The sequence below is a fragment of the Mesorhizobium sp. M0833 genome (assembly GCF_040319905.1).
In the GTDB taxonomy this organism is placed as follows: Bacteria; Pseudomonadota; Alphaproteobacteria; order Rhizobiales; family Rhizobiaceae; genus Mesorhizobium.
Genome location: NZ_JAMYOQ010000040.1, coordinates 1 through 25,178 on the forward strand (window position 1 = coordinate 1; position 25,178 = coordinate 25,178).

The 25,178-nt window shown below is 59.1% G+C and carries 20 protein-coding genes and 1 tRNA gene; 13 read left to right on the forward strand and 8 right to left on the reverse strand.

The genetic code is table 11. From position 1 onward, the window contains the following. On the reverse strand, positions 1–318 hold a 318-nt coding region (locus NKH98_RS28990), incomplete at its 3' end, for a PAS domain-containing protein (protein WP_352903640.1). Between the two features lie 330 nt (positions 319–648). On the opposite strand from NKH98_RS28990, the gene eglC reads away from it, so the two are divergent. The 3 genes from eglC (at position 649) to NKH98_RS29005 (ending at position 5,196) form a co-directional block, all read left to right on the forward strand. Then, positions 649–2,040, forward strand: coding sequence for an endo-1,3-1,4-beta-glycanase EglC (gene eglC, locus NKH98_RS28995; protein ID WP_352903642.1), 1,392 nt, complete (start codon positions 649–651; stop codon positions 2,038–2,040). Between the two features lie 100 nt (positions 2,041–2,140). Further along, positions 2,141–3,886, forward strand: coding sequence for a type I secretion system permease/ATPase (locus NKH98_RS29000; protein WP_352903644.1), 1,746 nt, complete (start codon positions 2,141–2,143; stop codon positions 3,884–3,886). After that, on the forward strand, positions 3,886–5,196 hold the full coding sequence (locus tag NKH98_RS29005) for an HlyD family type I secretion periplasmic adaptor subunit (protein ID WP_352903646.1): 1,311 nt from the start codon (positions 3,886–3,888) through the stop codon (positions 5,194–5,196). Before NKH98_RS29000 ends, NKH98_RS29005 begins: the two co-directional genes overlap by 1 nt. A 122-nt stretch (positions 5,197–5,318) precedes the next feature. Here NKH98_RS29005 and nadE read toward each other — a convergent pair whose 3' ends face one another. From nadE to xth, 4 genes are read right to left on the reverse strand one after another with little or no spacing between them, the layout of a single operon-like run. After that, entirely contained in the window at positions 5,319–6,167 is an 849-nt protein-coding gene (gene nadE, locus NKH98_RS29010) for an NAD(+) synthase (protein ID WP_352903648.1), read from the reverse strand. Between the two features lie 20 nt (positions 6,168–6,187). Next, positions 6,188–6,811 (reverse strand): cysteine hydrolase family protein, encoded by a 624-nt coding sequence (locus tag NKH98_RS29015; RefSeq protein WP_352903650.1) that lies wholly within the window; start codon positions 6,809–6,811, stop codon positions 6,188–6,190. After that, entirely contained in the window at positions 6,808–7,095 is a 288-nt protein-coding gene (locus NKH98_RS29020) for a hypothetical protein (protein ID WP_352903652.1), read from the reverse strand. Before NKH98_RS29020 ends, NKH98_RS29015 begins: the two co-directional genes overlap by 4 nt. Positions 7,096–7,110: 15 nt before the next feature. After that, positions 7,111–7,887 (reverse strand): exodeoxyribonuclease III, encoded by a 777-nt coding sequence (xth, locus tag NKH98_RS29025; protein ID WP_352903655.1) that lies wholly within the window; start codon positions 7,885–7,887, stop codon positions 7,111–7,113. Positions 7,888–8,647: 760 nt separating this feature from the next. Between xth and NKH98_RS29030 the strand changes: the two genes are divergently transcribed. From NKH98_RS29030 to NKH98_RS29040, 3 genes are all read left to right on the forward strand, one after another. Continuing rightward, positions 8,648–8,851 carry a CsbD family protein gene (locus NKH98_RS29030; protein ID WP_352903657.1) on the forward strand — a complete coding sequence of 68 codons (204 nt, stop codon included), beginning with the start codon at positions 8,648–8,650 and terminating at the stop codon, positions 8,849–8,851. A 760-nt stretch (positions 8,852–9,611) separates the two neighbouring features. Further along, positions 9,612–10,268 (forward strand): Crp/Fnr family transcriptional regulator, encoded by a 657-nt coding sequence (locus NKH98_RS29035; RefSeq protein WP_352803759.1) that lies wholly within the window; start codon positions 9,612–9,614, stop codon positions 10,266–10,268. Positions 10,269–10,920: 652 nt separating this feature from the next. Continuing rightward, positions 10,921–11,691: a LuxR C-terminal-related transcriptional regulator gene (locus tag NKH98_RS29040; protein ID WP_502894342.1), complete on the forward strand. Its 771-nt coding sequence runs from the start codon at positions 10,921–10,923 to the stop codon at positions 11,689–11,691. A 52-nt stretch (positions 11,692–11,743) separates the two neighbouring features. On the opposite strand, the gene NKH98_RS29045 is transcribed toward NKH98_RS29040, so the two are convergent. Both NKH98_RS29045 and NKH98_RS29050 read right to left on the reverse strand, forming a co-directional pair. Next, positions 11,744–12,040, reverse strand: coding sequence for a hypothetical protein (locus NKH98_RS29045; protein ID WP_352478583.1), 297 nt, complete (start codon positions 12,038–12,040; stop codon positions 11,744–11,746). Between the two features lie 293 nt (positions 12,041–12,333). After that, positions 12,334–13,122, reverse strand: coding sequence for a LuxR C-terminal-related transcriptional regulator (locus NKH98_RS29050; protein WP_352903660.1), 789 nt, complete (start codon positions 13,120–13,122; stop codon positions 12,334–12,336). 1,327 nt (positions 13,123–14,449) lie between these two features. Here NKH98_RS29050 and NKH98_RS29055 point away from each other — a divergent pair. The 4 genes from NKH98_RS29055 to NKH98_RS29070 all read left to right on the forward strand — a co-directional run bounded on the left by NKH98_RS29055 (position 14,450) and on the right by NKH98_RS29070 (position 19,049). Next, positions 14,450–16,201, forward strand: coding sequence for a polysaccharide biosynthesis/export family protein (locus NKH98_RS29055; protein WP_352903662.1), 1,752 nt, complete (start codon positions 14,450–14,452; stop codon positions 16,199–16,201). Between the two features lie 539 nt (positions 16,202–16,740). Continuing rightward, a complete protein-coding gene (locus NKH98_RS29060; RefSeq protein WP_352903664.1) occupies positions 16,741–17,016 on the forward strand; it encodes a class I SAM-dependent methyltransferase in 276 nt (91 codons plus the stop codon). Between the two features lie 406 nt (positions 17,017–17,422). Beyond that, the gene (locus NKH98_RS29065) at positions 17,423–18,712 is read left to right on the forward strand and encodes a GNAT family N-acetyltransferase (RefSeq protein ID WP_352903666.1); all 1,290 of its coding nucleotides are present in this window, start codon (positions 17,423–17,425) and stop codon (positions 18,710–18,712) included. A gap of 252 nt (positions 18,713–18,964) precedes the next feature. Beyond that, a tRNA-Asn gene (locus tag NKH98_RS29070) sits at positions 18,965–19,049 on the forward strand. A 452-nt stretch (positions 19,050–19,501) separates the two neighbouring features. Here the strand turns inward: NKH98_RS29070 and NKH98_RS29075 are convergent. Then, positions 19,502–19,933 carry a hypothetical protein gene (locus NKH98_RS29075; protein ID WP_352903668.1) on the reverse strand — a complete coding sequence of 144 codons (432 nt, stop codon included), beginning with the start codon at positions 19,931–19,933 and terminating at the stop codon, positions 19,502–19,504. A 304-nt stretch (positions 19,934–20,237) separates the two neighbouring features. Between NKH98_RS29075 and NKH98_RS33050 the strand changes: the two genes are divergently transcribed. The 3 genes from NKH98_RS33050 to NKH98_RS29090 all read left to right on the forward strand — a co-directional run bounded on the left by NKH98_RS33050 (position 20,238) and on the right by NKH98_RS29090 (position 25,174). Next, the gene (locus NKH98_RS33050) at positions 20,238–20,849 is read left to right on the forward strand and encodes a 4'-phosphopantetheinyl transferase family protein (RefSeq protein ID WP_502894343.1); all 612 of its coding nucleotides are present in this window, start codon (positions 20,238–20,240) and stop codon (positions 20,847–20,849) included. 202 nt (positions 20,850–21,051) lie between these two features. Beyond that, a complete protein-coding gene (locus NKH98_RS29085; protein WP_352903670.1) occupies positions 21,052–22,161 on the forward strand; it encodes a TubC N-terminal docking domain-related protein in 1,110 nt (369 codons plus the stop codon). Between the two features lie 37 nt (positions 22,162–22,198). Beyond that, entirely contained in the window at positions 22,199–25,174 is a 2,976-nt protein-coding gene (locus NKH98_RS29090) for an amino acid adenylation domain-containing protein (protein WP_352903672.1), read from the forward strand. Positions 25,175–25,178: the final 4 nt, after the last annotated feature.

Below are 25,178 nucleotides of genomic sequence, written 5' to 3' on the forward strand. Positions count from 1 at the left end.
CAGCCTGAAGGTGCCGACCAGATCGGTTCCCTCGACCACGGCCTCGGCTAGCGGCCTGTCCTTTTGCTGATGGAGGCCTGTGCCTAAAAGGGCCGCCCAGTTTTCTCGGGTGAGCCTAGCGGCCGTCAGGCCTGACAGTTTCTCGAATTCCGGATTGGCATAGACCACACGCTCCTCAGCGGCAAGGTCCGAAACGGCTATGGCGATCGGCACCTGGTCAAGGAATTTCTTGAACTGTTCGCTTTCCAGTGCGGTTGCAAGGTCAGGTGTATCAAGCAACTGCTCGACCGCTTCGGCCTTCTCTGAATCAGATATCATTTGCGCGCCTGTTCTGCGCGTACAATATCAACGATGCAGCGCGCCCGCCATCGCGCCAAAGCTGTAATTCACGCTCCACGTCATGCACCTGACAACAAGCCCTGCGTCGCATAACGGCCGCACGTCTGACATTGCTGCCGGCCGAAGCAGAGCGGCAAGGGCCCGGCTGCAATCCTGGTGCCCTGAACGTTCAGGCGGGCCCTCGCTGCGTTGCCCATTAAAGTTCTGGTAACTCTCTCAAGTCGGGAGCCAAATGTTACTGGCTCGTTTTGTCCTCCAAAGGTAGCCTGATGTCGAGGCGAGACAGGCGAGACAAAGGAGAAGAACTAAATGGCCACCGTATTGAACGCCAAGGGTGTGCCACTCCCCTACAGCGGGTCCTCGGTAAAGTGGTATTCGGCGACGAATTCGGGCCCGCTACTTTATGGCAGCATCTATAACGACTCGATGTACGCCGACGGCGGCGTTGCCGTCACAATGTATGGCGGCAAGGGCGATGACATCTATTATCTGTATTCATCCAAAAACAAGGCGGTCGAGCTGCCCAACGAGGGTATCGATACCATCTCGACCTGGATGAGCTACAAGCTCCCGGCCAATTTCGAGAACCTGACGGTCACCGGGGACAAACACTTTGCTTTCGGAAACGAGCTAAGCAACATCATTACTGGCGGCTCCGGCCAACAGACGCTCGACGGCCTCCGGGGAGACGACGTTCTCAAAGGCGGGTCCGGGGCCGACATTTTTGTTGTGACCCCCGGGAATGGCAGTGACCTGATCCTCGACTTTGGCGCCGACGATACAGCGCGCGTCGGAAGCTACGGCTTCACCTCCTTCGAAGAAGTGCACGCCAACATGGTGCAAACGGGAGCGAACGTCCGACTCAACCTGTCCGAAAACGAGTTTCTCGTGTTCGCCAACAAGACCATCGACCAGTTCACCCCAGGCCAGTTCGATCTTGCCCTGGACAGGTCGCATCTGGAACTCACCTTTTCGGACGAGTTCAACACGCTGGACCTGTGGAATGGCTCGAGCGGCACCTGGGATTCGAACTTCTGGTGGGGTGCCCCGAATGGCAGCTCGCTCACGAGCAACAAGGAGCTTCAATGGTATATCGACACCAACTACGCTCCGACGCGTTCCGTTAACCCCTTCAGCATCGAGGATGGTGTTCTTACGATTACCGCCGCCCGGGCTCCCGCGGCTATCCAGCCCTACATAGACAATTACAAATACACGTCAGGTTTGCTGACGACCTATGAATCGTTCGCGCAGACCTACGGCTATTTCGAAATTCGGGCCGACATGCCCGAAAAGCAAGGTGTGTGGCCGGCCTTCTGGCTGCTGCCGGCAGACGGCTCCTGGCCACCGGAACTGGACGTCGTGGAGATGCTCGGCCAGGATCCAGGCAAGCTCATTATGACAAGCCACTCGAACGAGACGGGAACTCATACGACAGTGTCCTCGACGGCCTTTGCCGCCGATACGGGAGGGTTCCACACGTACGGGGTGCTGTGGACGGAAGACGAACTCGTCTGGTATTTCGATGATGTGGAAGTTGCCCGTGCCGCAACCCCTTCCGACATGCACGACCCGATGTATATGCTGGTCGATCTGGCAGTCGGTGGTCTCGCGGGGGCGCCTGCCGACGGGCTTGCGACACCTGCGGAGATGCAGATCGACTACATCCACGCCTACGCGCTGAACGATTGGCTTATCTAGGCGCGGCGCCTGGCTGCGGCGGTATGTAGACGTTGTCATCGAGCCTGATTTCGGGCACGATCCTTGCGCGTGGGACCGAACTGAAACCGATGTGAAGGCGATGTCGCATTCCCATTCGTCCGAGCCGCCGCGAACAACGCTCGCTGCGGTCTTGGCCTCTTTCCGCCGCGCGATCGCTGGAATCGCCCTGATGAGCGGTGTCGTCAATGTTCTGGCGCTGACCGGCTCGTTCTTCATGCTGCAGGTCTATGATCGGGTCATACCCGGCCGCAGTGTGCCGACACTCATCGGACTTGCTGTGTTTGCCGGCACGCTTTTCGTCTTTCAGGGTGTCCTTGAACTCATCCGGTCACGTTTGCTTGTACGCATCGGCATGGCGCTGGACGCGCGGTTGAGCGGGCAAGTGTATACCGCCCTTATGCGTTTGCCGTTGCGCACGAAGCTCCCAGGCGACGGCCTTCAGTCTTTGCGGGATCTTGATCAGGTTCGTTCGTTTCTGTCGAGCACTGGTCCGACAGCGCTTTTCGACCTGCCCTGGATGCCGCTGTATTTGATAATTTGCTTCCTGTTCCATTTTTGGATCGGCATGACGGCGCTGGCCGGCGCCATCGTTCTCGCCAGCCTGACTCTGCTTGCCGAAGTTCGCACGAGGGAGCCGGCGAAGAGGGCAAACAGCCAGGCGGCGGCGCGCAATACGCTTGCGGAGGCGACGCGCCGCAATGCAGAGGCTCTGCAGGCGATGGGCTTTGGCGCGCGCATTGCCGAGCGCTGGGCAGGCGTCAACGCCGATTATCTCAACACGAACGCAACAGCCAGCGACCTGGCTGGGACACTCGGGACGATCTCGAAGGTCCTGCGCATGATGCTGCAGTCGGGTATACTGGCGATCGGCGCCTATCTGGTCATTCATCAGGAAGCGACAGCCGGTATTATGATCGCCAGTTCGATTATGATGAGCCGGGCGCTCGCACCGGTCGAACTGGCTATCGCCCATTGGAAGGGCTTTGTCAGTGCTCGCCAGGCATGGACCCGGCTGAGCCAGCTTTTGGCCATGCTTCCCCAGACCGCCACGAGTGTCTCGCTGCCCGCGCCGGTATCTGCTCTTGCCGTCGAAAGCATCAGCGTCACGCCACCCGGCGAGCGGCGTGTGGTTGTGCAGGATGTCGGGTTCGCGCTGGAAAAGGGTGCCGGCCTCGGCGTCGTCGGACCGAGCGCGTCTGGAAAATCTTCACTTGTCCGGGCAATCGCCGGAATATGGCTCCCCATCCGGGGAACGGTCAGGCTCGATGGCGCGACCCTCGACCAATGGTCGCCGGAAGAGCTCGGCAACCACATCGGCTATCTGCCGCAGGATGTGCAGCTGTTTGATGGCACCATAGCCGAGAACATCGCGCGCTTCGAATCTCGCCCCCCGTCGGACAAGATACTGGCGGCTGCGCAAGCCGCCGGCGTTCACGATCTCGTCGTCCATCTGCCTGAAGGTTACGAAACTCGCATCGGCGAGGCTGGGGCGGCGCTTTCGGCGGGCCAGAGACAGCGAGTTGCACTCGCACGAGCCCTCTACGGCGACCCGTTCCTCGTGATTCTGGACGAGCCCAATTCCAACCTCGATGCAGAAGGGGAGGCCGCGCTGGCGGCGGCAATTGAAGAAGTGCGGGCGCGAGGCGGTATTGCTGTGGTGGTTGCGCATCGGCCGAGCGCGCTTGCAAGCCTGGATCAGGTCCTTGTCATGGCTAACGGCCGTGTCCAGGCGTTTGGGCCCAAGAATGAGGTCCTGGGGAAGGTAACCCGCCCGGGAGGCGTTCCTCTGAAGGTCGTCTCCGGCCCTGAGGAGGCGACACAGTGATGACGCAATACGCGGCGCCCGCGATCGATCGGACCATTCGCCGCTATCTGTTCGGTGGTGTCGCGGTGTGCGTGCTTCTGGTTGGTGGGGCGGGAAGCCTGGCCGCGGTCACGGAGCTTTCCGGAGCCGTCATTGCTTCGGGAAGGCTGGTCGTCGATTCCAGCGTTAAGAAGGTGCAGCATCCAACGGGTGGCGTCGTCGGTCAAATCCTCGTTCGAGAAGGCGATGCCGTGAAGGCGGGCCAGGTCTTGATCCGTCTCGATGAAACCGTCACCCGGGCGAATTTAGCCATCGTCACCAAGAGCCTGGACGAATTCGAGGCCCGGCTGGCCCGCCTCGAAGCCGAGCGCGAGGGCAATGACACCATCGCCTTCCCAGCTTCGCTGAGCTCGCGGCAGGGCGATCCTGAGATCCGGCGTGCGATGGGAGGCGAGCAATCCCTGTTCGAGTTTCGTCGCCAGGCACGCGCTGGCCAGAAGGCTCAGTTGGAAGAGCGCATTGCTCAGCTCAGCGAGGAAGTTTCCGGTCTGACCGAGCAAAGGGATGCTAAAAGCCAGGAAATCGAGCTGATCGGGCTTGAGCTCGACGGGATGCGCAAGCTCTGGCACCGCAAGCTGGTTTCAATCGATCGCATAACGACACTTGAGCGTGATGCAGTCCGGCTTGAAGGCGAGCATGGCAAGCTGACTGCGGCAATCGCGCAATCGAAGGGTCATACGTCCGAAATCCGTTTGCAGATCATTCAGATCGACCAGGATTTGCGCAGCGAGGTGGCAACCGAACTCCGTGACGTCCAGGCAAAGCTCGCCGAGTTGGTTGAGCAAAAGGTCTCTGCCGAAGATCAACTCAGGCGTATCGATATACGCAGCCCGCAAACTGGCGTCGTCCATCAGCTTGGCGTGCATACGGTCGGCGGCGTTATATCTGCCGGAGAGCTCATCATGCAGATTGTCCCTGTGACAGACGACCTGACCGTGGAAGCGCGTGTGGCACCGCAAGACATCGATCAGCTGACACCAAGGCAGAGCGCAACCTTGCGGCTTTCGGCTTTCAACCAGCGGATAACGCCTGAGCTAAATGGTGTAGTCAGTGAGATCTCCCCCGATCTCAGCATCGATGAGCGAAGCGGCACGAGCTTCTATACCGTGCGGGTCACACTGCCGCGCACAGAGCTTACACGGCTGAAAGGCCTAACCTTGGCGCCCGGCATGCCTGTCGAGGTGTTCTTCTCGACCGGCAGCCGGACAATGCTGTCTTACCTCGTGAAACCTTTGGAAGATCAAATCCAGCGGGCATTCAGGGAGGAGTGAGTTCGCGCGCCGGCCTCGGCCATACTGCCGACACTCTCGACCGCATGACCGCATGCGGAGCGGAAAGAGCAACGCATCGCTCCAGCGGAAGTTAAGCCCATCGGTCGCATATGTTGAGACGACTATTGCCGATGCGCCAATGCCGAACTCGTCATGGCACTCGTTGTGACCGGAGGCGCTCGCTTATGGGCTGTGCTGGAGTACGCGTGAAGTATCCGCCTGCGCGCCGCTTCGTTGATTTCCCGGCCTTTTAGGAAGTCGTCAATCTGATCGTATGTGAGACCATATGCATCTTCGTCAGGCCGAAGCGGGACGAGGTTCTCCAGGTCGGCGGTCGGGATCTTGTAAACAAGTTCAGGCGGAGCGCCCAGATGCGCTGCCAAGGCGCGAACCCTGCGTTTGTTCAACCCGGAAAGAGGAAGAATGTCGGCGGCACCGTCACCGAACTTGGTGAAGAAACCCATCAAGGCCTCAGCCGCATGATCGGTGCCGATGACCAGCCCGCGCGTGGCGCCGGCGAGCGTGAACTGGGTGATCATGCGTTGACGCGCCTTGATGTTGCCAAGCAAGAAATCCTCGCGGCCGGCATCGCCAAGCTCGACCCCAGCCAGCTTGATCGAATCCAGCATCGCGTCGGCAGCCGGCTTGATGTCGACCCGGTGCACTTCATCCGCCGCTATGGTGTCCAAGGCCCGCTGGGCATCATGCTCGTCCGCCTGGGTGCCGTACGGGAGACGAACGGCCAGGAATGTAGCGTCGTATCCTGTCATTCGCAGTTCCTCGACGGCGCGTTGAGCCAGAAGAGCGGCGGTGAGTGAATCCACTCCGCCGCTGATCCCCAGCACATAGGTGCTTAGGCCCGATGCACGCAGATAGGTGCTGAGAAAGTCCATGCGCCGGCGCGCTTCCAGCGCGACGTCGAAGCTCGCAGTGACGCCCAACGCTTCGATAATCATTTCCTGTTCTGTCATTCGCCGAGGTGCTCCCGATGTCACAACATTCTGTCCAGTCGAGCGGCCAGGAGGTCGGCGGTGGTCACTGTCTCGACCTGCATACCGTAGCGGCTCTCATAGATCGCCAGCATGGCATCGTGGGTCGAGTCAGCTCCGGAACATACCGCGTCAGCGACGATGATCACCCGGTAGCCGAGATCGATCGCTCCCATCACAGAGGCGAGCACGCAAACCTCCGTCTCCGCGCCCGACACGATGAGTGAATCAATGCCCGCAGACCGCAGGCGAGCATGCAGTGACCCGTGCCAAGCGGACATGACTGGTTTGTCCTCAAGCAAAGCGGGCGGCACGAAGCGCGCCAGTTCCGGAACGAGATCAATCAGCTGACAATCAAGCCGATCGCGGGTCATCGTCTCCCACTTTTGATAGTACCGTCGCCAGGCGCCGCCAACGTCGTCGGGAGATCGAGGGGGAATAAACCGGGTGAATATCGTCCGCGCCGGGTCCAATTCGACGAGGGCGACGACATTGGGCAATACGCGCTCCATCCACGGCGTGTGCCATTGCGTCGGTTCGGCAAACATCCGTTGCATGTCGACACAGAGGTGAACCCAGCGCTCACGAAGCGGTCCAAACCGCAGGCCTTCGTCCAATTTCGTCAATGCCGGACCACTTTCCTGGCAGTGCTCTGCGCCTCGGACTGTTCCAGACCAGCCACGATCTTGGCTTCCTTGCCATCCGTGGCTTGGCAGCCGGGGAATAACTCCCCGATATTCCAAAGCTTGTTCAGTGGCATGTCGGCGAACGCATATACTGGATGAACCTGGTGCAGCAGGAGCGGAGCTGCCCCTAGGTTATCCTGTTTGGCGGTTCCCCCGCTCGACTCCTCCCGCCGCCCACACACAAAGAGATTTTGTTGATCGACGTGGTCATCCAATTCGACCATTTGCATTCCTCGCAGTCAATTGAGCTCGATCCAGGCCGGCGCATGGTCGCTTGGCTTCTCCCACCTGCGAAGCTCGACGTCCACGCCAGCATTGCGCAGCCGGTCGGAAAGGGAGGGGCTCACCAGGAGATGGTCCATTCGCAGGCCGGAACTCCGATCGTAGCCGCCACGGTAAGAGAAGTTCCAATAGGTGTAGATGCCCTTCTCCGGATGGATGCGCCGCACGGCATCTATCCAGCCAGCTTGGAGCATTTTGGCATAGGCCTGCCTGCTCTGCGGGAAATAGACCGCATCGCCCAGCCATCGGCTCGGCACCACGGCGTCGATCGGGGTTGGAACGACGTTAAAGTCGCCGCAGAGAACACTTGGCACCCGGTCCTGGAGCAAGTGCTGGCCGTAGCTGATGAGACGATCGAACCAGCGCAGCTTGTAGTCGAACTTTGGGCCAGGCGCTGGATTGCCATTGGGCAGGTAAAGACAGCCCACGACGATCCCATCCACCTCGGCCTCGATATAGCGGCTGTGGGTATCGTCGGGATCCCCGGGCAGGCCGCGTCGACGTTCCATCGGCTCGATTCCGCGAGCGAGGATTGCAACACCGTTGTAGGATTTCTGACCGTGCCAGATCGCGCCGTAGCCCGCCTCCCTGATCGCGTTGGCAGGAAACTTGTGGTCTGACGTCTTCAATTCCTGCAGGCACACAATGTTGTGGTCAGTTTCGCTCAACCACCTCAGGAGCACAGGTAGTCGGCCGTTGATACCATTCACATTAAAGGTGGCGATGCGGGTCATGTGAATGCCCTCTCATGACTACTGGCGGCAGTCGGCGCACAGGGCAACGTGGCCTATGCCCCTTCGCTGAACCTCGAGCTTTTGTCGCCAATTTCGCCGGCGTCCTGTGCGGCCCAGGCTCACTCCTTGCCCAGCTTATCTTCGGCCTTCTTGCGATTGTTGCCGAGCGACTTCACCGCCGATTTGGGGTCGGCTTTGCTGGCGCCGGTTTTGCTTGCCTCGTAATTCATGTCGTGGCCGTGCCCACCAGCGACCCTTTACCCGGTCCTTGGTTGCGTCCACGCGTTGTGCCAGTGTTCGCCATTTCCATCTTCAACAATTGCCATTCCAGTCACCAGACAACGCGGCCGGACTCTTCCGGTTCAATCCGGCGACGCGCGTGGTGCCAGCTCCCCGGCAAGGGTATCGAATGAGCCCATGTATTCGGATCCGGCATGTCACTACCGCGGGGCGGCCTAGCGGCCCGAAGGCCTGGGAGGACTATTTCGACCTGGATGATCTTGCGCAGGACAGCCGTGCTCCTCTCGCTCAACACGTCACGCTCCGCTCGTTGTTTGCGTTCGCCCACGGCGCTGCATCACCTGGCGACGTGTAGGAAAGGGCCTTCGTCTGGGAGGTCGACGCGTACCCAAAAGGCCCACCATCTCCTAATTGGCGCCGTCACCTTCCCAACTGGAGACTTGAACATCAGAGATCTTCGTCCCGGAACTCCCAGGCCAGACGACCGTTTCGCTTTGTGTGATACAATGGAGGATATGTCATGGACTGGAATCGCGTCGAAGGAAATTGGAAGCAGGTCAAGGGTAAGATCAAGGAACAGTGGGGTAAACTTACCGATGATGATCTTGATCGCATCGCTGGCAATCGCGATCAGCTCGAAGGCAAGATCCAGGAACGATATGGTATCGAAAAGGACCGTGTTCGGCAGGATATTGACGACTGGTGTGACCGGCAAGTCTGGTAGGATCACATTAGGCAGCCATTTACAAGAAGAGGCGCTGTTTACTTAACGGCGCTCATTGTTGCGCTGGCGGTTGCAAAGCCATAGCCAGCTCGTGTTGAGACGGCCTGAGGTCTGACCGGCTGCCGCCCGACCTTCCATGATAACGCCATAGGCGCGAGCGTGGCCGCTGTTAAGTTCTCCGGGCGGCGGACCTGATGTCCCGGTTACCTGCTATTTGGATTCGTGCTCACTCCGGCGTCCTTGCCCTTGGCGGTACGCGAGGCAATCTTCGGTTGGCGCTGGATCGCTTTTTGGTGGCACGCTTATCCGCAGCGTGGCCTGAGTTAACTGTCCCATACGTCGCCAGCACGGCTTGCTCAGGAGGAGCAGTCTTCCGAGGCCTCGTTTGCGGGCGAATGCCTGTCCGCGGGATTTCCTCACGACCGGGGCGCAAATGATCCCGCGACATCCGTCATTATGCAAGACGGCACGCGCGTCGAGATGGCCCGCCATACGGTCCTCGGTACCACACTTCTGCAGCAGGCCTTGGCGTGGATCGTCTCGCCCAAGCCGGAAGACTTAACCACCTGCTGCTTGCAACCCTTTGATCTAAATGCAGTCTACCTCATTCAAACAGACGAGGACAGTAGGCCAGCCCGCCTCTACCGTCAGTGGTCGTTGTGTCGAACTCGCCGGGAGCAATTATTCTAGGTTGTGCGGAAATTGAAGCAACATGCAGACACTGTTGCACTTCATACGCTCGCATCCCGTAGGGGGGACATTGTCGAAGAACGATTGGGGGAACAACGATTTTCTCGGTGTGACCGCAAAAATCTACAAACCCCATTCGGTGATATGCCACCAAGATGACCCCAACGATGGGATATTCATCGTAAAATCGGGTTGGGCTCTCCTTTATCGCGGACTACTGGACGGAGAACGGCAGATCATCGACACTCCTCTGCGCGGGGACATTGTCGGTTTCCGTTCCGTGGACGGACCCCGTTTAGCGTCCCTGGCGTCCATAACCGAACTGGCTGTTTATGAAATTTCCAGCAAAAAGCTGCTAGAGGCCATTTTGTCGGAAGGTCGCCTCGCTAAGAAGATCGTCTGCTCCCTGGCCCGACTGAACGCCATCCTTGCCGAACATCTCATGAATGCCGGGCGGCGGAACGCGATGAGCCGCACCGCCCATTTCCTGCTCGAGTTGGAGGAGAGGCTCTCCATCGTTGGCCTGTCGGCCCATGGAAGATATGAGTGCCCCCTTACCCAGCATGAATTGGCCGACATCCTCGGAATGACCACCGTTCACCTCAACCGGACATTGAGGGAACTCCGCAAGGCCGATCTCGTCGCTTTCAAGGCAGGCCATGTAGAGGTGATCAACCGCAAGAAGTTGGTCAAAATAGCCGGGTTCGACAGCGAGTACCTCAGGTAAAGGTTATTCCCTCTGCCTCGGGCGTTCGCATCGCCTCCCCTGCGGGCGGTGCTGTGCGCCAACGCCTCGGCCATCAGCAAATTTTCTGCTGGAAGACGACAGTGCTCCGTCGCTGGAGCGTTCCAGATGATGTTTTCCGAACGACTGGTAGTGCGGTGCCACGAACTGCGCCCTGCCAATATTCACCTTCAGGAATTCTCGTCTACAATCGCGAGGCGCTGCCGATCCTCCTTCGAATGCCTGCTGGGGCTGGGGTTGGCTGGAATCGTTTCAACGGTTGGCATGCGGCCAAGAGATTGAATCTCGCCAGTCCCGCGCGTCACGATCGAACTCGCGGGACCTTCAAGGCGGGGTGACGCTGCCTCGACACGTGCCCTCTCAGGCGAGACCGTTGGCGAGAAATTTACCGAAAATTAACTTATGTTAGAGAACGCTTATAAATACTCTGTAGGCTGCACAAGCTGTTCTCGTTGGGGCGAAGAACTGCTGGAGACACGGAGCTGGGGTAGCCTCACGCTCTCACAAGGGCTGGGTATTCATCCAAAAGGAACTCAAACAAGGCGCTATTCAAACTTTCAGCTCCGAGAGAAATGGGGGTATTTTGGCAGCCGCAGGGCGGCTTGTGTGGAAAAGAGCGGAAGCGGATATTGATATGGGTTCCACCACAACAGGACGGCATAGTTACACTTGGGCCAATCGGTCAGGAATTCTGTCCAGCGGAACGAGCGTCCACCGACAAGCAGGCAGGGGGTGCCTCCTCATCCTGGACGAAAGGGCCCTTGACTGCGTGTGTCTCGCATCGGCCCTCGCGGACCACAACCTCGGCATGGAAATCGCCGCCATGGGTTCGATCGATGACTGGCGCGTGAAGAAGGGCTCGGCCCCTCCCCTTGCAGTCATACTCCTCAACCTGGGCGGCCGGAAGGTCACGGATCATGGCACCGCAGACGAGATTAGGCATATTTCGTCCGAGTTCAAATCAGTCCCGGTGGTTATCCTGGCCGACACCGAAGACCTTGCACACATACTGACCGCTCTCGAATGCGGCGCACGCGGCTACATTCCGAGCTCGGTCGGAATCGATGTCTGTGTCGAGGCTATCAACCTTGCGAAAGCGGGAGGCATCTTCGTCCCGGCGAGCAGTGTCCTTTGCATGCGCCACCTGATAGGTTCGGGCAGCCGCGACACGCAGCCTTTAACAGGCATGTTCACGCTTAGGCAGGCCGAGGTCGCCCAAGCGCTCCGACGCGGAAAGGCGAACAAGATCATCGCCTACGAATTGAACCTGCGCGAAAGCACCGTGAAGGTCCACATCCGGAATATCATGAAGAAGCTGAAGGCGACCAACCGCACGGAAGTCGCCTACAAGGTCAACGATCTCCTCGCGGAAGGAACTCTGGCTGACGCCTATCCCAAGCAGTAAGACGGCCCGCCTTGGGTGGAGGGAAATGCGCGACTTCCGCCAAGTCGGAAGGTTAACTTCCTGCCGCTGAATCCGCCGATCCCTCTGCAATGTCGGGGAAACTGTGTCTGGCCACCCAACTTATGGCTTCTTCGATCGTATCGAAATTCTTGTGCTGCCCGCTCAGCAGTCCGAAGCCTGTCTCAAGGAACCATTTGCCCTTCGTGGAGTAGGCTTCCTCGTCGATCTGAGTAAGGACCGCGACCAGTTGGTCCCATTTCCACACCAGAACCCCAGATTCTCCGCCCTCGACCGTTCCGATCCGGGCTTTTTTGAACGAAAATCCATGAGCAATTTTTGCTTCGCCCACTTTGAATGAATCCCTCAACTCAAAAGGGAAAGTAAGAACGGTCGGCTTGAATCGCCAGTTCTGTACTGTCTTTCCTTGTAGATGTCTTTTGCCGGTCCGCTGTAGACGAATTGTTAGCAGATCGCCCGGTGAGTTCAAGGCCTCGATTTTTTGTTTGCGAGAGAATGTGTGCATACTGCTAAAGAATTTTGGCCTCCGGAGCGAGAAAGCCTCGGCGCGAAGGATCATATGTCAAGCGCGGAGGCTGTCACATCGGATGAGTGTTCTTGACAAGGTGGTACTCCTTTTGTGCTTCAAGTAGCTCTTGAAGATGGTGACAAGGCTAGATAACCGTCTTTTCGGTCCCCTGACGACCCATTGCCGGGAGCGGAACTGAGCATACCATGGTTCATCGCCCAAACTGCAGCCTGCGTACGGTTACCTACCCGAATCTTTCGAAGGATGGCCTTCACGTGCACCTTCACCGTCGCTTCGGCAATGTTAATCTTGCGCGCGATTGTTTTGTTAGAATCCCCTCCGATCAAGCAACGTATAATACACTCTTCCCGAATTGACAACATTGATGGTTCTCGCTCTGCCTTCTCCTCTGACACAGCCAAATTTGCAACCTCATTTACAGAATTATATTTCAGACCATGTCTTATGTCCTGAATAAACGTTGAAGTTTCTGCAGGTAGAACCGTTTGTCCTAGCATAACTAATTCGAGAGCTTTGATGAAGGCGTCGTGAGCGGCAACTTTCGTCAAATACGCGTCAGCCCCCGCACGAAGGGCTGAAACTATATCGTTCGGTCGACAGTGGTCGGCTAGCGCAACGACATGGCTGGTGGGATAAATCCCTTTAAATTCCGAAATTTGTGCGAATCCAGCATCCGTATCAGAATCGTCGACATCCATGATGAGCAAGATGGACCGATGCGTGGGTAGCGGCTTCTGCAGAAGGTCCTGAACACAAGGTGCAGAGAACAGAACGCGAAACTTTGCTGCATCCAAAATTAGAACAAGACCCTCTCGGAGTAACTCGCTTTGACTGACAAGCACTGTTACAAAAGATCTTGTGGTCACCAAGGATTTCGTTGCCATTGTAACCTCCCTTGACGCGATTGGGGTACCCGCGTCTCGCAAGGCGCTCCCTCGCGTAGTTTCTTTTTTGACCATGTTTACCTTACGCCAGGAGAACCCTAGACAAGAACACCCTCTTTAGGCGTAGCGTAGCTTCGTCGAGGGTTACCCCGGATTCTAAACCTGAGGGGTGCGAGCCCTGGCTTGCGCCGGATGCGTGCGCGGCAAGGGTTGCCGGGCCTTGATCTCCCGTCGGCCGTGACTACTGCTGCCCGCTGGCGCGGGCGGCGCGGCGTCACGGGGCCCAGGGGGCCGCGCCGTGGGCCAGTTTGGGATGAGGGCACAGGCCAAGGACAAGGCGGCGCGCGCTGATCCTGACCAGCGCCCGAACCTCAGCAGCTTGAGGAACAACGTGCCACAGCTGGCAGTGGCGACTGGGTGTGGACCAGGAGGATGTGGCGCAGCGCACACCACAGCACGCAAGCACGGTTGCCTTCCGGCCATCAAAATGGGCGATGGTCTGCCGGCTCTGTCCTTGCGTTGCACCTACTGCGATGAGCAATAGAGGAGTTGGCTCGGGCGGCCCGGGGCCGGCCCATATCGGGCAGCGCTGCCGGGGAAGTCCTTTGGCAGGCAGCCTGGTGAGATCCTGCGAGAATGAGTGAGGCGGGCCAGTTCTGCTATTACTACCTCGATAAGGCTGTCAAGATTGACGGCTTTGTCGAGGTCGCCACTTCATTCATCAGAGGAGTCGAGCCGTCAATCAGGTCATCGACGTAGCGGAAGGATCGGAGCGGGAAACCGTCATCTGCTCGTTCTCCAGGGCCTGGACGACGAAGTTGGAGACGGCCAGCCATTCTGCGAATGCATGTTGGCCGCCCGGTTCAAGACGCTGCGTCGGACCACTATTCCGGCTCTTCGTTGCGTTCGATCGCCTTTGTCCCGTTTGCCATCAAAGAGGTTCTCCTTCAGCGCAGCAATCTGCTCATTGGACGAGTTCGCCGGAGCGGTGTTTATCCTGAAGGAGTGCCTACAAAGGGATAGTTGTGCCGCTAGCGGTGAAGGGACACGATAACGCAGAGCCTTCCTCGTCGACCGATGCTGCCACTTCGGGACGGGCTGGCCACCATTGAAGTGAAAGCCACGCGCCATGGACATGAATAGAAAATTCAATTCCGAGCCGGTCGCTCCCTCGTCACAGGCAGCCCACGGCAGGGGATTGAGGGCTGTCCTGCTTGTCTTCGGGCTTTCCGGGGTCGCCGCCCTGGGAGGGGCCGCGGCCAAAAACTTAGCGGCAATAGAGGTTTCCAGAGCCGTGGCACAGGTCAGGGATGTCTCTGGAGCCGTGATGCAGAAGGTCGAGGATGCCTCCGGAGCCGTGATGCAGAAGGTCGAGGATGTCTCCGGGACCGTGATGCACAATATCGAGGATGTCTCCGGAACCGTGGTGCAGAGGGTCGACGATGTCTCCCGAGCCGTGATGCACAATATCGAGGATGTCTCCGGAACCGTGGTGCAGAGGGTCGACGATGTCTCCCGAGCCGTGGTGCAGAAGGTGTCTGCTGGTATCGATAGCTGGCAAGAACAGCCGGGCCACGCCACGGCTGAACCCTCCCGTGCGATCGTGTCGGGACAGGATGCGTCGGCCGCGACGTTCGTCGAACGGAGCGCCGTCCCTGCGGTCCCCACTAGTGCCGAGCCCCCCAAAACCCTCAGCACGGGACCGGATGCATCCGCCGCGCCGTTGGTCGAGCGGAGCGTCGTCCCTGCCGTTCCCACCAGCGCCGAGCGCCCCAAAACCCTCAACAAGGCGGGCATGCCAACCGGAGCCCTGTTTGGCGTAGGCGACCGGCTCAAGGTCGCATTCTACGAGCGCGTCGACGTCGAGGAAGACAAGTGGGGGAGAGCGTCCTCGGCCTTGCACGGCATCCTGCAGCGTCCGGAACTGAGCGGCGAATATATTGTCCAAGAGGACGGCACGATTTCCGTGCCCTTGCTTGGCTCCATTTCGGTCGCCAACCGGTCGACGCAACAGGTACAGGCCGACCTGGTGGACACCTTCAATCAACTGCTGGGCCGCGAGGGACTGGTTAATATCCTGCCGCTGGAGCGCCCGCCCATTTACGTGCTGGGGCCGGTCAAGAATCCAGGCTCGTTCAAATACGCGCCCGGCATGACGATCCTCCACGCAATCGCGCTGGCCGGCGGACTCGACCAAGCCGAGAGCGAGCCGTGGCAGAAGATCGAAGCCGTGCGTGAGACGCAGAAGCGGAGCGGGGCGATCGATACCTTGTTGAAATTGCTCGCGCGCGCGGCAGTACTGAAGGCCGAGCGCGACGGTACAGCACCCACCATCCCGCGCCAGTTGCTTGAACTGGCCGGCGCGACCGAAGCGGCCAACCTCGTCAACGAGCAGAGCGAGCGGCGCAAAGCCGTCGCCACGGCGCACAAGGATCGCGAGCGCGCGAACCTGCGGGCGCTGGAGGCGGCCAAGCAGGATGTTGTCGCTTATGGGCGCATGGAGTCGCTCGACAAACTCGTCAAGCTGCGCCAAGAGCGCGTCAACAGCATGCGCACGCTCGTGGACCGCAAAGTGCTCAGCATGGCGCTGATGGATCAGATCCAGAGTGAGTTGTCCGACGCGGAACAGCGTCGGCAGGACGCCCTCAACCAGTACGCGAGCGCCAACCAGCGCCTCGCTTCGCTGGAGTCTGAGGTGTTGCGGACCCGGGCCGACCTCAGGAACGATCTGGAGGTCGAGATCGAGACAACGGAGAGCCAGATCGCGGCCAATCTGCGCGAGTTTAACGTCAGCGAAGGCGTCCTGTACACGTTGCCGGTGACCCGCGTCCAGTTTGCCCAGGACGCGAACAGCGCAACCTATCAAATCGTTCGGCAATCGGCAGCCGGGCCGGTCAGCATCGAGTCCGTCGGGATGACCCTGTTGCAGCCAGGCGACCTCGTCAACATCATCGTGGGCGAAAGCGCGCCAAGAGAGCCGGCCGGTTCGCCGGTCCCGACCTCGTCGCCGACCGGCGAGAGCTTGCCGGCCGCGTCCAAGCCCAATGACGTCGAGCCTTCCCGCGTGGTGAGGGAGTAGAGGATCGGTCCGAATTTGATGCCCGGCAAGGAGATTGGCCCGCATGGCTGGTCTGCGTAGATGAACTCGTCGGGACGAAGTGGGAAGCGAAACGACCACTCGCCGTCGCCGACAGCTTGAACCGCTTCATGAACGAGCATGTCCGCCTCCGCTCGGGAGTTCGGATTGAGATGACATCGAACGGGACAAAGGTGCCTATCAAGCGAGATTGGTCAAAGATTTCGGAAATTGTCACGACGCGCGCACGCCCGAGCGGATATTTGCGCACTATCAAATCGAGAAAGCTCTGGCTGCTCAGCTGCTGAATTCGAAGACGCTCGGCTCAGCCTCTATGCTGAAGTGTACGGCAAGCTTTTCACTTCCCTTGAAGATCGCCCCCAAAATAGGAATGAATACAGAGACGATCGTATAGTCGATCTTCAGACCGCCCTTCTAAGAACTCTTATCCAGAAAGGCGCGCGTTTCGGCGAATTGGGGGCGGGCGATTGTAAGCTTAGCCTCAGTATGTGCAGTCACTGCCTTAAGTAAATGCAATAGACGTGACTGACGCATTACTGCCACCTGGGGAGAAGCCTGCAAATTTTCAATTCGTCAGGATCGATGGCATTCATCTACGTTTCGCCGATAACAGTCTCGATTTTATGTTCAGCGATCAGTTGATGGAGCACCTCCACCCCGACGACGATCGGCAGCTTTCTGAGGTGTATCGTGTTCTTTCACCCGGCGGTGCTTACTATTGCACACTCCAAACGCCGTCACGGGTCCTCACGACATTTCGGTGTACTTTGACAAGGTTGCATGTGGATTCCACCTGAAGGAATATAGCTATCGTGAGCTGTCACGCGCGTTTACGGGGATTGGCCTTCGAAAGCAGGCTGTGGTGTTCGGCCATGGGGCCGTTAATGTGCTCGTTCCTGCCAAAATTGGGATCATGCACAATGGTCATGCAAGGAGTTTGGCGGCGGCGATCGAGACCCACTACGAATTCGGTACTTCGGCATCTCATGGGGATTCGCCTGCTCGGCTATAAATGAGAGCACGGTTCGAGACAATGCCTCGCAACCGCCTTCGCTGGTCCTGGCCGCTCTAAAGGGGCCGCGTGAAGCGGTCGTACTCCTCAAGCCGGCACAACTAGCTCTCCGTGAGTAGTCAAGAATTGGGTCTTCACTTTTAGCACCTCCTGACATGAAGTCTTCTCCAAACAGGAAACCCGAGTGCTCCATGAACGAACAGCAGCGCGCAGCAAGGACATTCCTGGCATTCCCGCCGCAATGCGAAAAGTATCAGGAAGATGGTTGTCTATCAGGACCTCTTGATGTCTCAGCCATCGGTGCGGAACCCTATCGCGTGGCTTCAGTAGAACAAGCCATGCGCCAGGATACGGTCATCGACGTTACCGTGGAGGCCTTGCCGGACATCGGGATACTCGAGACCCATTGGAAGGAGCTCGAAGCGCGAGCAACTCACTCATTCTATCTGTCCTGGCTCTGGATCGGAACTTGGCTGCGGCATCTGCCGGGGGGCGCGCAACCACATGTTCTAGTCGCTCGGACGTCAAGCAGGATCGTTGGGTTGGCGATTATTTGCCGGCAGAGGGCATGGAGTTTCGGGCGGCATGCACGGGCGCGTTGGCTGCTCAATGAAACCGGAGATGTTCGATTCGATCGATTGTTCATCGAGTACAACGACATTCTTGCGGAGCGATCCCTGGCCGATGCCACTCGAGTGGCATGCGTCGAAGCCTTGGCGCATCGCTTGCGCCGCTCTGACCAACTGGTGCTCTCCGGAATTGATCCGGACTTCGAGTTGGCCGCTTGTCGCACCGCGGGCCGGTCCGGGCTCCTTACCGAGGTGAAAGCAGAAGATACGGCACGGTGGATCGATTTCGTCAAAGTCCGCCAGAAAGGCGCAAATTACCGGGCCACATTGGGCCGCAGCACTCGCCAAGCGGTAAGCCGTGCCATGCGGTTATATGGGGAACGCGGCCCCATTGCGTTCCGGACTGTCGAAGTGACATCGGAGGCGCTCGCCGCGTTTGATTTGCTCGCCGAGCTTCATCAGGCGCGATGGGGACGCAGGGGAGCCTTTGCCAACCCGAGCTTTCGCCGATTTCACGAGGAGCTCATTACGCGCGGCGTTCCCACCGGGACCGTCCGCATCTCACGGACCTTGGCCGGGGACCAGACAGTTGGGGTCCTGTACAATTTCGTGTATGACGGGCGTGTTCTCAACTATCAAAGCGGCTTTCTTTATGAGCGCGATGGCCGGCTCAAGCCCGGGCTTATCAGCCATGTGCTGGCTATTGAGGACAGCATTAGACGCGGGGAGTGCGGCTACGATTTTCTGGCAGGTTTCGCCGGGCACAAGTCCCGCCTGGCTAATGCGGAGCGTCCCATGAAGTGGATCGCAATAGGCAGAGACAGTCCAGAGCGCCGCATCGAGGCACAGCTGCGCGGTGCCAAGCGGGTGCTAGGGACCATTGCTGCTCGCCTGAAACAGGCCGCCGCTTGAAGCGTCGACCGAAACAGGGGAGCCGCCACTTATATCAAGTATTGGGGGCAGGTTCTTGGACAATCGGGCGGCGGGTTCTGCCCTTCGGCAGGCGAGGACCAAGGGGAGTTGGATTTGTCTACGCTATGCGATGTGACCGTTGTCGGGGCTGGCCACTTTGGACTATCGGTAGTGGCGGACAAGCACAGCGCGTATTCCTTTCAATTTCGGGATCAGAGCACCAGTCTGCGCGGCGGGCTCTCTTATCTATGTTTCAGCGTGGCGGAATTGGTAGACGCACCGCACCGTTAATGCGGCGCCGAAAGGCTTGTAGGTTCGACTCCTACCGCTGGAGCCATAGATTACAAGTAGCCGCGTAGCCACCATATTAAGTGGTTGAATAGGGGTCTTTCGGCCGCCTTTCTGCCCGTGCAGGAATAAGTACCCTTGGTCTACGTGATGCAACGCCCGGAGGGCGAGGTTCACGGCAGCGGCCGCGGCGCTCGTGATGCAGCAGCTGGAGCTGCGCCGCAGCGAGATCGCGCGGGGCGATAATGGGCTCTGCCGGCCGCCACGGAGCTTGCGATCCTCACCTTCGACGTCCACGGCGTCATCGGGTTCGCCACCCTGCGGCCGGCGCGCTGTTTGGCTGGGACCTTGAGGAGATGATCAGGCACCGATTGACATGATCGTCCCCGAGCGGTCGCGTAAACGCCCACAATGCGGGACTGGTGCGCGTCGCCCGGGGCGGCGAATCCACGCTCGTCGGAAAGACGGTCGCGATCGCCACCCGCACCGCCCGCCTCTACTCTAACTGCTTGCCTCCACCGCCGAGCAGGTTTCGAACGGGACTGGCGATGCGGACTGTTCAGAACCGGTCAATTCCTCAGAAGAGGAAATCCGAATTGGATCTTTACTGACGGCGATATCGCGTCGTCCCCTGTAACCAAGTCTTCCATAAGGCATAGAAGGACAGGCAGGGAGGCTTCCATCGTCCAGCAGCAAAAGCCCATCGCCGAGGCGGTCACTCGGCCGCACAAGCGAAGCGCGGAGATTGCTTTGATCTGATGTAATTCCGCATCCAGGCAACTGCTCTTTGGAAAACCCGGCGCAGCAGCCTTGCTCGTCAGAGCAGGAGATGACCATTGGAGCGCCAGAATCCGGCAAGATAAATTTGGCAGTTTCGGCTCCGGCAGACCCCTTGCCAGCAGCAGCATGTCCGGGTCTTTTGATGTAGCCCATCAGTACATCAAAATATCCACCAGGCGCTCCTTGCTTTTGCCCTTACGTGGTTGTTTCATCAGGGAAATCCGCACGAATGGCGATGCCGTTCATAGAAAGAATTGCACTTGCGGGCATGAGCGCTCCCATCGATCGGAATCCACATATCACTCCTGGCGCATTGGGCGCGAGCTGGAATTTTCATGCTGTCTCGGAGCCTCGATCAATTCGACCCGTCAGATTCAGCGTCAGTCAGCCTCTTGCGGAGCCGGCACCGCCCCCTCCAAACTTTTTGGACAAAGTCGAACTGAGCCCCGGGATCATAATGCCGGTTCTCGAGATTGATGGTTTGGAAGTCCTGGCATTCAGGCTCGATGCGGAGCAGAACGTCATCCGCAAGATAGGCGTTTGCCTCAACGGAGAGGAACGTCGGCGCGCCGAGGAATTGAGACTGGAGCGGGACCGCCGCCGGTTTGTCGCTACCCGTGGGCAGCTGCGGCGGGTCCTTGCTTCCAAACTGGGAATCTCGCCGTCCGAGGTCGAACTAGAATATGGACGCCTAGGCAAACCCCACCTCTCGCGCCGCATGCCTTCTCGCGATTTGCGCTTCAGCGTCTCACGATCCGGAGATGTCGCAGTCGTCGCCCTCTCGACCAGGCAGGAGGTCGGGGTGGACATCGAGGCAGTTCTCCCTCTGCCCGAAGCGGACGAGATCGCAGCGCTCTGCTTTTCCGCCTGCGAATATGGGTCTTACATCGCCCTTGGTCCGCGAGACCGGCTGGAAGGCTTCCTGCGGCGCTGGACCCTGCTGGAGGCTGTGTCTAAGGCCCTGGGGTGCGGCTTAGGACAGCCCCTCTCTTGGGATGAAAGGGATTGGGCTGTGCGGAGGTTCGTACCGAAACCTGGGTACATCGGGACCGTGGTAGTCCGGAATTGAGTGGTAGTCCGGAATTGAAGTGTCCGCGATGCAATCATTCACTTACGATACCCTGCGGACAAACGAGGAGCCCAACCAATTCAATTGGACTGCACGCAAGTTCGTCGAACCGCACTTGTTTCCCATACTTCGCGGTCGAGAACACGGGACAGGCGCTTCACTGACATGTCCCGGGCGTACGGAGAAAGAGGCAGTTTCATCGATGAAACCGTCGCGCTGGAGCAGCTGGGACGCGGGAACCATCGGCTCCGTCGTAAATGATAAGAAAGTGATCGGATGGCCTATGTCGGCGGACGTGATGCAATTCCCAGAGCTCCTCGCAGACCTCGCGGTCAAAGACATCAAGATCTGGGTGGAGGGCGATCGGCTGCGGTGTAACGCCCCAGTTGGCGCACTTACGGCGGAGTTTCGCGACCAGTTGAGGGACCGGAAGGGCGAGATCATCGCGTTTTTGAATATGGCCACGGCGGCGGCCCGGCAACAACCCGCGATCATTCCCCTGCAGTCTGGCGGAACACGCACGCCAATTTACGCCGTACCCGGGCATGTCGGGGCGCCCTTCTCATTCTCGGACCTGTCGAAGCACCTGGGCGGCGATCAACCGTTTTACGCACTCCAACCGTGCGGCTTCGATGGGCAGAGCGAGCCGATGGACCGCGTCGAAGATATCGCTGAGTACTTCGCTCGCCAGATCGTCGAATATCAGCCCACCGGTCCGTACATCATCGCCGGTTACTGCTCCGGCGCGGCCACCGCTTTCGAACTGGCGAAAATGCTGAGTCAACGCGGAGCGGAAGTCCCATGCATAGCGCTCTTTGGCCCTCTTCACCCCGCCACCTATAAGGAATTGCCACGTCTGCTGTATTTCGTTGCCAGGCGCAGCGCCGATTCGTTCCTGCGAGAGATGGCGAAGCTGCCGACATTAGGCGCCCGTCTGCGATATTTCGGCAGTCGCCTCCGGAATCTCGGCGAGCGCGTCCGCGCCCTCGTGACCCTCGCTCGCAAAAGCAAAGAGCCTGTCACGATAGATCCGGTGCTGGCGAGCAGAGCTCGACTCAAATCGACGGCGATCACGGCTTTGCGGCGGTACATTCCCACTCCATATTCGGGTCGAGTATGCATATTCCTTCCGAATAAGGCCTGGCTGCGATCGGGGGCAGCACCGCACCGATGGCTTCGAGTGGCGCCCCACGCCGAATTTTATTTCGGGCCCGAGGACTGCAACGGTCCCCTTATGCTGGAGGAACCGGACGCACCTGCCATTGCAGAACTGTATCGCCAAGCAATCCAAAAAGCTGAACGATTGACGTGATTTGATTTTCTGATTTCTGCGATGGGGAGCGTGTCTCATGAATGAAGTCCTACCTATCGCGGCGGAGGGCGTAGCGCTTCCTCTGCTGAAAGATGCCGATCATCAGGCGCTGGTTGTCGAATACAACGCCACGGTAGCGCCCTACCCTTCGGACAGGACGATTATCGATCTCTTCCGCGACCAGGCGAGGCGTAGTCCTGACGCTGAAGCGATCCGCTTTGGCCACGCAACGCTGACGTACCAGCAGCTCAACGAACGCTCCGACCAGGTGGCCACGTATCTGAGCTCGACCGGCGTGGGGCCGGGTCGGATTGCCATTGTGTTCATGGAGCACTCCATTGAAGTCGTCGTCGCAATCTTAGGCGTCCTGAAGTCCGGCGCAGCCTATGTGCCGGTGGATGCGGCAACGCCGAAGGGTCGTCTGGCAACAATCCTGAAGGACATTGCCAACGGGACCGACGGGCGGGCGCCGGTGGCGATCACTCAGGCGCGCCTGCAATCCGCTATTTCCCCGAACCTTGCCGACATCTTCGTGCTCGACGCCGATTTCGGGTCGATTTTGAATTTGCCGGACTCGGCCCGACCGTCCGCTGCCACTCCCGACGGCGCCGCCTATATCATCTTCACCTCTGGCTCGACCGGCACGCCGAAGGGCGTCGTGATCGAGCACCGGAACCTGGTGAACTACATCTGGTGGGCCGCTCGGGTGTACAGTTGCGGCCAACGTCTCGCATGGCCCCTTTTCTCATCCCTCGCCTTCGACCTGACCGTCACGACGCTCTTCACGCCACTCATTACCGGCGGCCGCATCGTGGTCTATGTTGGTGATCCCGGAGTCCAGAGCATGGTCGTGCTCAAGGTCATCGACGACAATGCCGTCGACATCATGAAGCTGACGCCGGCGCATCTCGCGATGATCCGCGACCGCAATCTTGAGACCACAAGGCTGCGCAAGTTCATCGTGGGTGGCGAGGACTTCAAGTCTGAGTTGGCTCGCGATATCACAAAAGCCATCCCCCATCCTATTGAGATCTACAACGAGTACGGACCAACCGAAGCCACTGTGGGCTGCATGATTCACCGTTTCGACATCGACCGGGATCAATCCGCATCGGTGCCGATCGGCGTTCCGGCCGCCAATGCGGGCATCTACGTCCTCAATAAGGCACATCAGCCCACCGCCCCCGGCATCATCGGTGAGATGTTCATTGCCGGCGACGGTCTCGCGAGAGGCTATTTCAATCGCCCTGACCTGACCGACGAGCGTTTCCTCACGGCCACCGATCCCCGAGATGGGTTTTCGAAGCTGCGGCTGTACAGGACGGGCGATCTCGCCCGCTGGAACTCGGACGGGCGCCTGGACTTTCTCGGCCGCGTTGATCATCAGGTGAAGGTTGGTGGCGCGCGTGTCGAGCTGGGCGAGATCGAAGCGCGGCTTCTGAAGCACCCGCACGTTCAGGAATGCGCTGTCGCTGCCATCGCCACCTTGGTGGCGAAACCAGCGACACAACTGCGTTATTGCGAACGGTGCGGTGTTGAGTCCGGCCTGCCCGGCACGACATTCGATGCGGCAGGCGTCTGCAATCTATGCCGGGCCTTCGACACCTATGTCGACGAGGCGCAGACTTATTTCAAAACGTCGGACGACCTCCAGGTTCTCATCGCGGAGATGCAGGCTAACCGGAAGGGACCTTACGACTGCATCGTGCTGTTGAGCGGCGGCAAAGACAGCAGTTTTATGCTGTGCAAGCTCGTCGCCATGGGGGTAAAGCCGCTTACCTTCACCCTCGACAACGGTTTCATTTCGGAAGGAGCCAAGGCCAATATCAGGCGGCTCGTGAACTCCCTCGGCGTGGATCACCACTGGGGACGCACGCCGTATATGAACGAGATCTTCGTCGACAGCCTGAAACGGTTCGCGAACGTCTGCAACGGTTGCTTCAAGACGATCTACACCCTGGCCACGAACGTCGCCCGCGAACGAGGGATCGGGTACATCGTAACTGGGTTGTCCCGCGGCCAGTTCTTTGAGACACGCCTGACCGAGGAGGTCTTCAAGCGGGACGACTACGATCCGGCCCGTCTGGACGCGCTCATCGCCGAGGCGCGCAAGGAGTATCACCGCCGCGAGGATGCTGTGTCTCGCTATCTCGACGTGGATGCCTTCCGCAACGACTCAGTATTCGAGGAAGTGAAGTTCATCGACTTCTACCGCTACTGGAGCGTCTCTTTGGAGGACATGCTCGACTTCCTGAAGACGCAGGTGGGGTGGGATCGGCCTGCGGATACGGGACGCTCCACGAACTGCCTCATCAATGATGTCGGCATCTACGTTCATAAGAAGCAGCGGGGACATCACAACTACGCCCTTCCCTACAGCTGGGATGTGCGTCTCGGCCAGAAGACGCGTGATGAAGCCATTAACGAACTCAACGACGAGCTGGACGTACGCCGCATCAAGGAGATTATGGCCCAAATCGGCTATGTCGAACCGCCAGCGGCCGAAGACGGCATCGCACGACTTGTAGCCTACTATGTCTCGTCGAAACCCCTGACCGTGGCGGACTTGCGCGCCCACCTCGCCGAAGAACTCTTGGAGTCCATGATTCCGATGCACTATGTCCGCCTCGAACGGATGCCGCTCACGTCCAACGGCAAGATCGACCGCTCCGCGCTTCCCGAGCCGACGGCGGAAAACATCCAGCCTGCACAGGATTTCGCCGCCCCCTCGACGGAGACCGAGAAGACGTTGGCCGGGCTGTGGTGCGATCTCCTGAAGGTCGAGTCGATCGGCCGTGACGATAACTTCTTCGGCCTGGGCGGGCACTCGCTCCTGGTGATGCGGGCGGTGTCGCGCATGCGGGAGACCTTCGGCGTCGACGTGCAGCTTCGCAACCTCTTCGAGCGCCCGACGGTGGCCGGACTGGCGGAAGTGATCGACGCAATGCTCTGGGTGGCCGATTCCAGAGCCCCTTCAGTCTCGGAAGGGCCGAGAGAGGAAATCGAATTCTAGCTTG